Source organism: Pectobacterium versatile, assembly GCF_003932035.1.
GTDB classification, from domain to species: Bacteria; Pseudomonadota; Gammaproteobacteria; order Enterobacterales; family Enterobacteriaceae; genus Pectobacterium; species Pectobacterium versatile.
Genome location: NZ_CP034276.1, coordinates 3,801,571 through 3,813,829, shown reverse-complemented (window position 1 = coordinate 3,813,829; position 12,259 = coordinate 3,801,571). Strand labels below are relative to the sequence as shown.

Annotated in this window: 12 protein-coding genes and 1 pseudogene; 10 read left to right on the top strand and 3 right to left on the bottom strand. The window is 38.7% G+C overall.

Translation table 11 applies throughout. From position 1 onward, the window contains the following. Positions 1-80 precede the first annotated feature (80 nt). Positions 81-458, bottom strand: a complete 378-nt coding sequence (locus tag EIP93_RS17305; RefSeq protein WP_125233035.1) for a hypothetical protein — start codon at positions 456-458, stop codon at positions 81-83. 633 nt (positions 459-1,091) lie between these two features. Here EIP93_RS17305 and EIP93_RS17300 point away from each other — a divergent pair. The 3 genes from EIP93_RS17300 (at position 1,092) to EIP93_RS17290 (ending at position 3,103) form a co-directional block, all read left to right on the top strand. Continuing rightward, complete coding sequence (locus EIP93_RS17300) at positions 1,092-1,646, top strand: membrane lipoprotein lipid attachment site-containing protein (protein ID WP_125233034.1); 555 nt, start codon at positions 1,092-1,094, stop codon at positions 1,644-1,646. Positions 1,647-1,663: 17 nt separating this feature from the next. Further along, positions 1,664-2,323, top strand: coding sequence for a hypothetical protein (locus EIP93_RS17295; protein WP_125233033.1), 660 nt, complete (start codon positions 1,664-1,666; stop codon positions 2,321-2,323). 162 nt (positions 2,324-2,485) lie between these two features. After that, positions 2,486-3,103, top strand: coding sequence for a hypothetical protein (locus EIP93_RS17290; RefSeq protein WP_125233032.1), 618 nt, complete (start codon positions 2,486-2,488; stop codon positions 3,101-3,103). Between the two features lie 155 nt (positions 3,104-3,258). Here the strand turns inward: EIP93_RS17290 and mobQ are convergent, their stop codons facing one another. Continuing rightward, entirely contained in the window at positions 3,259-4,656 is a 1,398-nt protein-coding gene (gene mobQ / locus EIP93_RS17285) for a MobQ family relaxase (RefSeq protein WP_125233031.1), read from the bottom strand. A gap of 751 nt (positions 4,657-5,407) precedes the next feature. Between mobQ and EIP93_RS17280 the strand changes: the two genes are divergently transcribed. The 5 genes and pseudogenes from EIP93_RS17280 to EIP93_RS17260 all read left to right on the top strand — a co-directional run bounded on the left by EIP93_RS17280 (position 5,408) and on the right by EIP93_RS17260 (position 9,870). Further along, positions 5,408-6,625: a hypothetical protein gene (locus EIP93_RS17280; protein ID WP_125233030.1), complete on the top strand. Its 1,218-nt coding sequence runs from the start codon at positions 5,408-5,410 to the stop codon at positions 6,623-6,625. A gap of 274 nt (positions 6,626-6,899) precedes the next feature. Then, positions 6,900-7,154, top strand: coding sequence for a hypothetical protein (locus tag EIP93_RS17275; RefSeq protein WP_125233029.1), 255 nt, complete (start codon positions 6,900-6,902; stop codon positions 7,152-7,154). Beyond that, positions 7,154-7,438, top strand: coding sequence for a conjugal transfer protein TraD (locus EIP93_RS17270; protein ID WP_125233028.1), 285 nt, complete (start codon positions 7,154-7,156; stop codon positions 7,436-7,438). Before EIP93_RS17275 ends, EIP93_RS17270 begins: the two co-directional genes overlap by 1 nt. 190 nt (positions 7,439-7,628) lie before the next feature. Next, positions 7,629-8,324, top strand: a pseudogene (locus EIP93_RS23105) (type II secretion system protein); the annotation flags it as partial. 985 nt (positions 8,325-9,309) lie between these two features. Continuing rightward, entirely contained in the window at positions 9,310-9,870 is a 561-nt protein-coding gene (locus tag EIP93_RS17260) for a type 4 pilus major pilin (protein WP_125233027.1), read from the top strand. Between the two features lie 324 nt (positions 9,871-10,194). Here the strand turns inward: EIP93_RS17260 and EIP93_RS17255 are convergent, their stop codons facing one another. Further along, positions 10,195-11,295, bottom strand: a complete 1,101-nt coding sequence (locus tag EIP93_RS17255) for a hypothetical protein (protein WP_125233026.1) — start codon at positions 11,293-11,295, stop codon at positions 10,195-10,197. Between the two features lie 239 nt (positions 11,296-11,534). Between EIP93_RS17255 and yafN the strand changes: the two genes are divergently transcribed. Both yafN and EIP93_RS17245 read left to right on the top strand, forming a co-directional pair. Next, complete coding sequence (gene yafN, locus EIP93_RS17250) at positions 11,535-11,828, top strand: type I toxin-antitoxin system antitoxin YafN (protein ID WP_027711146.1); 294 nt, start codon at positions 11,535-11,537, stop codon at positions 11,826-11,828. Continuing rightward, the gene (locus EIP93_RS17245) at positions 11,825-12,229 is read left to right on the top strand and encodes a type II toxin-antitoxin system YafO family toxin (protein ID WP_125233025.1); all 405 of its coding nucleotides are present in this window, start codon (positions 11,825-11,827) and stop codon (positions 12,227-12,229) included. Before yafN ends, EIP93_RS17245 begins: the two co-directional genes overlap by 4 nt. Positions 12,230-12,259: the final 30 nt, after the last annotated feature.

The window sequence follows — 12,259 nt, the reverse complement described above, 5'->3', positions numbered from 1 at the left end:
ATAAAATAGACAGGTGCCATTTTAAAGGCACCAATAAATTAAAAGTAAAACTGGGAAAAAATATATTTGGTTGTTATTCGTTAATCCAACAATCCTTTCGAAACCTTACTCGCCGTCTGACTGAAATTATATCGGTCAACAACATTTCCCTTGAACCAGATCTCTAAGGATTTCATGTGAGCGGTGTTGCTGTTCTTCAGCAGGGCCAGACCGGGGATGTAGTTCGAGATCTGGCTTTCGCCTGACATGCTAGAGTAGGACCACATTTCCTGACCATCATTGGTTGCCCGTGTTTGTGGTTCCCCGAATGCATTAATAACATCTTGCTGGGTTGTTTTCCCTTTAACGATTTTGTTTTTTACGGTTTGTTGGGATTCATCTTTAAGGGATTTGTTGCCATAGGTAGTGCAAGCGGTAAGAGGCAGGATCACCAACGCAGCGATAAACAGTTTTTTCATGTTAACTCCATATATACAGTAAACGTAAAAATAGGCGCAAAGAATCCGGGGCCAGCGTTGTGCCGCATCTGGCTATTAAAGTTTGTGTTAATCAATAGTGAAGAAAGCCGCTTATTAAAAGCCTGTGAGTTTTTTTATCTAATCAGCTAGCGGCATCCTTCACTGTTGTTTTCCCTGATGTTGCATTAATAAAACCTACGCCAAGGCCATAGAACAGTGCTGGCTGTTGGTTATAGGGTTTGATGTTCTATCCCCATGAACCAGCGTGTAAACGGTCCTGAGGTCCTTCCGCTCACTTTATCCAGTAACGATTCATCTAGCAAGAAAATGATCGGTAACTCAGATCGATAAACTGATATTGATAGTTTATAACTATTAATAACGCTTTTTCGATCGGTAAGTTAATTGCTTTAATCGATCGATATGCATTTAATGATAGTTAATAACTATCATTATTTTGATTTTGATCGTTACAAACGATATGACGGCCCACAAAAATAATTGAATCCTATCAATTGGTTAATCAGGTGGTTTTGCCGTGTTATGCCAGTAAGAACAAGGTTCAACGATTACAGATGCGCAGCAGACTACCTCTACATAACAGCATTGTTGATTATCAGGATGGATAGGAAGATGAAGAAGATTTTACTCGTTACTTGCACAGCTCTTGTTCTGGCGGGATGTGGTGAGAAAGGCGACTTTGAGAAGGCTATTAACGCGAAAATTTCAAAATCAAAGGTGTGCTACTCACTGCAAAACAATGACTTTGCGTTCAACAAAGGTTTTCCAGTAAAGGTTAATCATGGCTACCGTTCTGCCGGATACAATGCGGGTGATGAAATCCTGAATGGGATTGTTGAACAGGAGCTGCTCACTGTTTCACAACAGGCAAATGGCTTTAGCAGTGTTGATGTTCTGGAGGTTACAGACAAAGGACAAGAGGTTGATTTTTGGAACCGTGAGGAAGGTGCCTGCGTGGGCCATCGTGCTGTTGCTGAGATCACCAGTTGGACTGAACCGAGTGAAGGCGTTGGCGTTAAAACCACGCAAGTGACTTATACGTGGAAGCTCGATGGCGTTCCGGGCTGGGTTGATAAAAATGCGTTCTCTGGCGTCAAGGGGATGGCTGAACCAGAAGAAGCCAAAATTGTTCTGGTGAAGACCAATAACGGCTGGACAGCTCGGTAATTACAGGAAAAGACGCTATGAACTCTATCTATTGGGCGATTTCCATCGGTCTGCTGATGAACATACCATCACTGGCTCCGATGCTGTTTCTCAGGAAAGCAGTTAAGAAGATTAAGGTATCGCTGGCGTTGAGGCTTTTTCTACTTAACGCCTTTTTGGTGCTATCGCTGGTGATGGTCTCGCAAAACACTACGCAAAAATACGGGCTGTTTCCTGTATGGCTGGTGTTTACTGCTATCGCGCTGTTTCTGGTCATGCTGGTGCCAACGGTAAAATTCATACGTAAGCATTTAACTGTAGGTAAAAGCCGTGCGGTTATCCTTTCATCATTCCTGATTGCCTATGCCATTAGGTTTCACGGCGTGTTCTCAGTTGGGAGCGGTAGTGGATATACGCTTAATGGATACAACGCCGCATGGACATTTTTTTTCTTGTTTGCCTGTCTGCTGGCTTATCTCGGTTGTGCTGGGAGTAAAACATATTCAGGTTATTCTGCGCCGTTATCTGCACCGCACTCCGATTATTTCAAACCGACCAAAGAGTACGAAATACAATCACAAATCGATTATGATATTGCTGTTAAGGGGTGGAGTGTTCTGTCTGATCCCAATCTGAGCATTGTTGAGCAACAGCGTTATAGAGACAGGATTGCTAAAAACAAAGCTGACAGCATGTAAATAACTTTGCGGATGTGTTAATAAATTGTATGGGTGATGTGTCATGTAATAGGAATATAAATATTAGCGTGCTAAATAATGATATACAAAAAGCTTTTCAACTCTGAATAGCTGTGGCAAATTAGCAACACCTATATCGATATTCTAAGAAGATTATAGAAATTGGCACTATCATCAATAGCATTAATTGGCGCTGCAGCTGCATTAGCTGCAGTTATCTTTAAAAATAAAGAGAGCCGAACCAAAGAGGTTATTGACTTTGCAAAATTCAGTAAGGATGATGTTGATGCATCACCGCAGTTAAAAATAATACAAAATGATATTAACACTTATCTTACCGGAGTTAAAGATACTCAATTTCATGAAATACTTTTGGACATTATGGCTAAGTATCACAAGCCAATTGGCTATTTTTCGAAATTGAATGATAAGTTAATATTAAACCACCCTTATTATATCTCAATAAAGAAGGAGAAGATGGGGTATAGATACATGAGAGAAATACGTGATTCAATATCCAGTTTTTTGCATTTTTTTGTTTTTGTTATACTGATTTTTATGTCAATGAAGTATGAAAGTAATCCAAGTGTTTGGGTGCAATCAACCGCACTGGTTTTGGCAGCAACATCGGGAGTAGTTCTCTATTATTGGCTTGCTAATATTGAGAGCAAACAAAGGCTTTTTTTTAATAAAAAGATATTTTCTGAATATGATAAATTATTTAAACATTATTCTAATGTTAAGAAGCAAGAGGTTTTTAAAACCCATAAAAGCACATAAATAAATTGGTTGATTATTGGCTTTTTATCTCAGCATATAATTTATCTCAGATAAATTTCTTCTGATGATGGGGATATACCAGTATATGACTTTACTGATATTACAGTGAGTTAACAAACTAATAGTTGTTCAACTTATTTTTTCCAATACAGTTATTACCTGTCTTTATAGATATTATATGGTCTCAGTTTGCGTATTTGCGGTTTCCTATCAGCGGCTAGTGTTGGTATGTAGTCAAGATTGCTATCAGGCTGCGCTGGTTTAACCGGACGACTTGGGAAACGGCTGATCTCGTCTTTGGTTGGTTTATAGTTGTCACTGTTAAATCTGGCTCGTTTTTCATACTCAACGTGTGGAACATAGATACCCTGAACCTCATCAAACACATAGTTTTCGGCAATACGTTTATCGTGATCAGCTTCAACAGAAACCGGGGCCGGTTTCTTTCTTGCCCAGACAAATTTTTCCTTTATATATTCCACTACCAGTAAAGTGAAACGTTTAAAAATACCGTCCTGACGAGGTTTAGCCTGTTTCCTCATGCTTTTAACAGGAGCGCGTTTGACCGCTCTGGCAGTTGAAGAGGATAGGGTTTTCAATTTGGTACGTGTATGAGGCGCAGGGGCAACCAGAACAGGCTTTTGGTCATCTGATGATGCTGACTGCGAACCCGTTTCCGGTAATACGATTTCAACAGGCTCAGACAGTTCGGACACGGTGAAACTTCTAAGGTCAACAACGATCTGCAGATCCAAATCTTTGAAGGTGTTGTATGTGGCCTGAGCTTCTTGTTTCATCTCATCACGAACAGCCTGTTCAGCAGCACGATTCTCCTGAACGTGCTTACTGTTCCACTTGGCACGATGAACACGCTGCATTGGTGAACGGCTGGTCAGTGTTGCCTTGGCAAGCCATAACGCTTTTTCTTCTACATCTAAGGTAATAGTGGCATTTTCGAGTGCTTCACTGTGTTGAGCATCAATAGAACGGTGATCAATACGCTCATTACTGCCAGCAGTGGCAAGATAGTGATTGGCAATCACAGACCATGATTCACGCCAAAGGATTACGTTTTTCTTGTCATTCCAGCTTCTTTCTTTTTTGCCGAAGCCATCAGCGGTGATCGGTTTTAATGTCAACATCACATGCGCATGAGGATTATTACTGTCAAGATCATGAAAAGCGATATCAGCAATCATGCCCTTATCAACGAAAATTTTTTGGCAGTATTCAACAACCAGTTTTATCTTGTCTTGATTGCTCAGTTCACAGGGAATAGCTACATCAAAATAACGGGCTGTTTGACCATCTTTCTGACGCTCAACTCTCTCAACTTCATTCCATAGTGCTGTTGAGCTTTCAACAATATGAGCAGGTGCTGAAACAGGGGCTAATATCTGATGATGGAATAAATCTGTTCTGTGGCTGAAATCATATGTATTACCTGTACGATCATCTGTTATTCTGCAACGCGCATGGTAGGCAGCTTTCCTACAGGAAGACATACCTTCAGAACGTTTCACAATTTTAAACTCCAGATGAAAAATCGCCATATAATAAATAACCTCAAATATAACTATGCTGCTGTTAGTTTTTCGCAAGAAAAACTCAATGTGTTGACCTCGGTTTTGTTTTTAGCCTGCGGCAGGCAACCGTCGGTAGACCCCACACGCTCACGAAGTGAGTGTATAAGTGGGCATTGTTTTTTCTAACAATGTAAAACCCCTACTTAATTAATACGAAATATATTAATGCCTGTAAAACAAAACGCCGAATTAAGCGGCGCAATCTGGATGAAAGGGCGAAGTATTCCGAGAGATTACCCGTATGGGTTTTAGATGGCGTTCGAAGGTCAAGGGACGTGTTAATTTATCCCGCCGTAAGGCGGGAAAGCACTAAAAAATAAAATAGCTGAGTTTATCAGCAGTTTTCCCAGTTGCACAATTTATAGGTTAGATAAGGGTCGAAATAAAAAATTTAAAAGTGGAATGGAAAACATTAATAAACAAAAATAAGTAACGCGGAGAGGTCGGGGTTTTAAGTATAGGGTGAATTTGTATACCCTGTTTGTAAACTTCGTTTTCAACCTGATTTTATTTTGATAAGGAAAAATATAATAGATGCTAAATTGTCGGCGATTTATGGCCTTATACAAAAACAGGGGGGTAGTTGATTGTTGAGGGAAAAACGAAGGATTTAAACATTTTTTAGAACATCGTTTTTCATAGTGTTTTTTGATTGTTTTTGTTATACACTTAATGGATATTTAGCTAACTTCTATCCAAATAATGTCTAGGATACTCTATGACAGCTATCGCACTTTTAAATAGTGAAAACGATCCGCATGTAGTAGCTGATACATTACTAAGTGCTGCAGGGTCAGATCCAAACAAAGATAAAAGTATTTGGCTTCCGGCCTTGGGCAAAATCCATAGCGAATGGGAAAACAAGGACGGGAAATGGCATATTCCCAGATTGGGCAGAAAAACCTTCGCCGTTCCTGTTTCTTCAGGTTTTTTGGCGTTTGCTGGGCACTGTTCAAGTGCTTTCAATTTTTGGGATGAGCTATCTACTCATTTCTACAGCCGACAAGCATATGATCCAAACTATAGCATCACTAATGATATCGTTGAAAGCATCCTGAGTAGTAATAAAAATGCTTACCGTTTTTCTTTGCTCGGTATGGTGAGAAATAATCATGGAAAATTTCTTCCATTAATTCACAGGCCAGATGCAGTTATTGAAACAAAGAGTTATGGTGTATGTTATATAGCTGGTTCAGGATCGGATTTACTCAAAAAGATAATTCTTGAGCGGGATAAGACTATTGATAATCATAATAGACCTACCAAAATTTCGCATACGGAAGATCTTGCTGAATACATTTCTGCGGAGATGTTATACAGTGAGTCTGATTTAAAAAATGGATTGAAAAAAGGAACTCCGCTAGATTGTTATTGTGGCGGTTTTTATGAATGGTATGGAATTAAGGATGAAGGAGTCAATGTCTTACAGCCTAGAATTGATATGTCTGTCAGTTTAACTGAAGATGGCATAGTTATAACTAGGTTATATTTTTCAGAGCAATATATGTTCCCTCCATCGAGTAATTCCTCTGTTTATTCATTTAAATATCCTATCTCTGTTGTTAACCTTATTTCTGATTTTGAATATATAGACTATACCTCACTTTTGAATGAAAAGATTTCATTGTCTTTTAGTGAAGTGTATGGGACTTATATTGATTCTACATTTTCTGGTTATGAAGGAAATCCAAAATTTATCCCACGTCTATCAGGTCCAATTCGAGGGCAGTTAGCTGAGCGAATGTTTAGTTCTCTTGTTGACGTCAAGAGGATTAGGTTGTTTGTCAATTGCGGGGAGAGTACGTTTTGCAAAGGGTTTGTTAATCCTACAATCACTGATTGTTATGTTAGTATTCAATATATTGATGGTAAATTCACAGTCAATATTGACGATGAAATAAAAAATTATATATTGGGTAAAGTGTTTTCTTTATAAGCGGTTAAGTGAAATTGTATATGAGTGGATAATAAAAAAATTTGCAAGCATGGGTGATATAAATTAAATAAAATTAAACGTGAAAAAGAAGAATGACATAAAGCTTAGCGATTTGGATGAGGTAGTGTTAATTTTAAAGACAATCAATCCCGTGATGTAGGAAATCAATGTGAGTCTTATAAGTTTGTATTTTTTTAAATAAAAATACCTTGCTGTATTGATAATTATCAAAAATATGATAAAGGATAATTAACAACAAACACAAGGAGGTTCAATGTATAAAAATAATGATGAAGCCATTGATTGGGAAACCAAGAGACTTCTTGATGATGGTATTTATACCGATACAGAACAAGCCTATTTAGAAGCAGAAAAGATAGTAATAAATATTAGGGAACAAGCAAAGCAGCGCCAGATAAAGCAACAGTTCAAGATGAAAATAAAATCAGTCAAGAAACAAATTGGTAATGGTTATGATTATGCGAATGTCCCTTATGCCAACAAGAAAAAATATTGGGGAGATGAATAATGACAACAAAGACGATTAAACAACAAATTGCTTCAGCACAGGAACGCTTATACTTCTTGGAAGCAAAAAAGAAACAACAAACGAAAAAAGAAAATACACGCCAGAAAATTATTTTCGGTGCAGAGGTTGCCAAAGTCTTAGGATGTGATATTGGTTATGTAGATAAAGAATTAGTCTTTGGGGTTCTGCTTGATATCCAAAATCTTCATGAAAGTGATATCAAATCCTACCGAGCACAGGGCCAAACCTATATCGATACTGTTATAAACAGAACTAAGTCCTAATCATGTTTTTCACGTCCGAACGGTGAACCGACCTAAAACTTGCTTTTAGGTCGGTGAACTGTTGAGCAAGCCCCAGAGGGCGCGGTAGTCAATTTTGAAAATGCCCTCATTATAAATATCAATCCTCTATTGACCACTTTTTTATTTTTGTTAATTAAATAGTACGTGAAAATAAAAAAGGACGATAAAAATGAAAACAAAAAGCAATAAAGGTTTTTCCTTATTGGAAATAACATTGGTTTTAGGCATTGGAACAGCGATGGCTTTTATGAAGTTTCAGGACATGAAAAGCGATCAGGAAAACATCATGGCGAATACCGTCGGTGCTCAAATGAAACAAATGGGAGAAGCGGTTAATCGTTATATCAGTATTCGTTTGACAAGCTTTCAACGCTGTCTTCCAGTAGCAGCCAAACCAGCGATCCGGGACCAAGAACCTGTTCGGCTAATGGCTGTGAAATTACCTATCAGACGTTGGTAAATGAGGGCCTATTGCCTGCCAGCTATACCGGAATAAATGCGCAAAAATCCGCTTATAAAATCCTATTAAAACGCGCTGGAACCACACCTAACTACGTTATCAATGGACTGATAGTAACAACGGTGCCTTGGTTAGAGAGGAACCGTGTGCGTTATGACTTGTTAGGCCGTGCTATGCAAGCTGCGGGTATCGATAGCGGTATGACGCAATCCGCAACGGTGGCAGCGGGTATGGGTGGTCAATGGACCGAGAACGCAAGCAATTACACCGGGATTAATGCTGCGGGGTTGTTGGCCTACCGTGTAGGATATGATTCCTCCATGTATTCGGTTTACCTACGTCGTGATGGGACACTGCCAATGACAGGGGATCTGAATATGGGAGGAAAGAATATCACTAATGCCAACATGGTATATGCACAGAAAGTGAGTTCTACCGATCTCTATGTTAAGAACAGCGCTGTTTTTGATGGCGTCATCAATTCCCTTAACGTAATTAACAGCAACACCATCAGATCAAAAGAGTTTGTAGCAAACACCAACAACACCCGAATGACCATTGGTGGCGGTAGCTCCTCAACAGACGCCAACGCGCTGTCAGTCAGGTTAGAAGGCGGTAATGCTGACGGGTATATGCTCTTGATGGATGTTAACCCTTTTATCAATGATTCCGTAAAACTGGATGTGGTGGGAAGCCAAAAAATCCGTGGAGACCTTAAAATCACGGCGTCTGGTAATGGCAAAGCGTCAGGGGGTATCTCCGCGTCAGGAAACATAGCCGGCAGATACATTCAACCCACATCAACAGCGATTACTGGTGAAACATGCGCACCTAACGGACTTATCAGCAAAGCTGCTAATGGTTCTCCTGTGTGGTGTGTTGATGGTGTATGGAAGGGGAATGAAGGGAACACGATAGTGTCATCAGGCTCTATTGGTAATAATACGGCGTTTACTTGTAGAAGCGGTGCTTCCGGTAAAATATTGGTCCATGCATATGCTAATTGGCTTGTAGGTTGGGGTGTATATTGGATGAATGCATCTCTTTATGCCAATGGTCTACTTGTTGAATCTGATAAAACCGCTGCCTTTGAATATGATCATGGCAGGGCATCAGGTTCAAGCGTGACACTATTCCACACCGTAGAAACGCCATCGGGTAGTGATTATACCTTTTCAGTTGCGGCAACAAGCGATAACCTTGTGAAGGTGAGTTATTCTTGTGTGGGCGTGTAAATTGATATTTTTAATGTTTGAATCTCATTGTATCTGAATGTTTTTTTAAGGTAATCCATTCATCACGAAAATAATCAACAAAGTCCTTTGCGTGTTGATTAATTTTCTCAATGTCTTATCTCTGTATTTATCAATAACAAATATGGAGATAATCAATGAAAACAAATAATGTAAACCAGAAAATCCAGCAAGGGTTCTCTTTGCTAGAACTGCTTCTCGTGTTTGGCACTGTTGCTGTTTTAATTATTGGCGCATTTATCGTGTATACAAAGGTTCAGGCGGCACAACGAGCGGAGGCTGAATCCAAAAACATTGCGACTATTCAAGCAGGGATAAAATCACTCTATGCCGCTTCTGCTACCTATACGGGGTTAACTAATAGTGCTGCAAACAAAGCCGGGGCATTCCCTGCCAATATGATTAAAATTGCAGGAGCAGGGACCAATATAGTTAATACGTGGAAGGGATATGTTACGCTTGCTCCTGCTGCCTCTGGCCCATCGGGAACTGCGGGAAGCGCATTTACTATCACTTATACTGGTGTTCCTGCTGCTGAGTGTTCAAAAATAATCTCAGCAGTAGCGGGTAATTTCTATCTGGTACAAGTTGGGACAACAACAGTTAAGGATGTGGAAAGTAATATTGATGTTGAGGCCATGACTGAAGCCTGCAGCAATAGTGGAAACAGCAATACGTTTGTTCTGACTTCATTATAAATATAAAATTAGTATCAATTTTACAACTGAGAAGAGCAATATATTATGTCGAGTTTCCTGATGGTGTTTTTCTTCAGTTGCATATTTCTTATTCTTTACCAAATCAGGTTAACAACCTCGTGCTTGATTTTAGCATTTGGGATAATATATAAAAATACAGCGTGTTAAAACCTGCAGTGGCCGATATATCATCATTAAAGTATATTTCTCATAGTCAGCTAAAAAGCTGGGCTATAGGTCAGCATGGGCTTAGTTGGTTGATGACCAAAATGATACTTTTTGGTTTTAAGGGGGTATCTACACCCCTCAATTCTTAAGTTATATTTAGAAAGGTATATCAAAGCCAAATGATATCTTGTCATCAACTTTTATTTTAAATATATCTTCAATCATCTCAGTGACTTTAGATATTATTTCATCATTCCCATTAAGGGTGTCTATTAGTTCATTATTCTCTGACTCGACATTAATTTCAATCTTTCCATCACATTCCCAAATACCCGTTATCTCATACCTGTCATATATTTTTAGGTTTTTATAAATAAGCCTTCTAATTTTGCTGTTATATTTATTTTTTAACTCGTTAGTTAGTATTTCTCTTTTTTCATGGCTTTTAATTGCGTCATCTAAAAAATCCTTATAACACACCTCAATATGATTACAATTGTGATTGTGTAATTTACTATAGTCAGTTATTAGTCTATTAAATCCTGTAGTTGTCATGAAGTTTATTTTGGAGGATACCGACTCCCCATTTATAATATAATTACTTATATATATCTGGGAATCAATTTCCTTTGTGTGAAGATCATCAGAAGAACAGTCAATGAGTATAAGCTCACTATCAATTATTGATATCAAATAAAAAAAGTATACACATCTGTCCTTTTTCCTTTTAGGAAGCGAATCTATCTCATATGATTGTGATTTCATTAGTGAACTAATTGAGTTAAAAATATTTTTATCGTTGTCAGGCCTTCCGTTTTTTTTGAACATTTCTTGAAAGGCAAAAACCTGCCTATTCGGTTCGAATAAGTTTAAATATAATTTTCCAGTAGGGATGTTTTTTTTATCAATATTGTTTTTTGACAATTGATAGATTATCAGAGGATGGTTAGACCAATTGTGCTGTGGTTCAAGATCGATATTTGGATCATTTTTGTTTAACTCCCTTGATAATAACGCCCATACTTTTTCTTCATTTTTTTTGCAGCTAATTATAAGTGTGGTATAAACAAAAACATCCTCAACTTTAGTCGCTTTATAGGCGATTATATCTATTTCTCTCGCTGTTTTTGCAACGTCGTCAATATAATATTTATTATTTATAACATTCCATTTATTATTGGATAATGTTGATGATATCATGTTTTCCAATATAAATCCTGTTGACTTAATATTTTCGGAAAAAATTTTCAGGTCCATCAATAATCCTTTAGCTAGCTGTCATTGAAATTGATTTATTTAACTTTTAATTCTAGTTTATTTGATAGCATTGTGGAGAATACATCATTTTCTACCGGTTTGGCTTGTAGGTGTTGGGTATAAATTAGTGCCATGATATACAGAGTTAAAAGTAATTATACTACTTATAGCCCCAAAAGTGGATGTGTATTATAATGTGCATTATCACGTATTCTCTAGCATACATAAATAGGTGATTTATGGAACGCATCCTCGCAGAAAAATCTATCAACATCACCGAGTTAAGAAAGAACCCGGCGAAATATTTCATTGATGAGCCGGTTGCTGTTCTCTCGAACAACCGTCCCGCTGGCTACATGGTCAGTGCCAAAGTGTTTGAAGAGCTGATCGACCTGTTGGAAGAGAAGCAGGGCAGGGTTCATACCGCTGCGCGATTCAGGCCATCTGCTGAACGTTTAAGCGATATTGCGGATAGCGGGCAGAAACTGCTGCAAAACGCCTCCGACAAGGATCTGACCGAGTTCACGGAATGAGCATCAGGATTTTCAAGTCAGCACTGATTCGCCAGCAATTAAGCCAGCAAGAGCTTGATGATTTGGTTGCGGATTTTCTGTCCTATAAAAAAGATGGCGTGTTGCCAGATACCTTTGGTCGTGATGCACCCTATGATGATGACCGCACCTATCCCTTGGTAAAAGAGGAGCAGGTGGCACACATTCATCTTGCCGATGCGGATGCCCCTTTCCCTAAGTTCTTGCGTCAGTTCAAACGAACCAGCGATCAGGCGCATTTGGTATACTGCCAAGGTGCGATGGATCCCGATGCCTATCTGTTGATTATCATCCTTAAACCCGAAGCGCATAAAATGGCACGCAACAATAGCCATATGCACAAGATCGGGATGATAGCCGAAGCGTTCAGGATGAAACATTAAGTAGGTCAAAAAATACCCTGTCATTTAGGG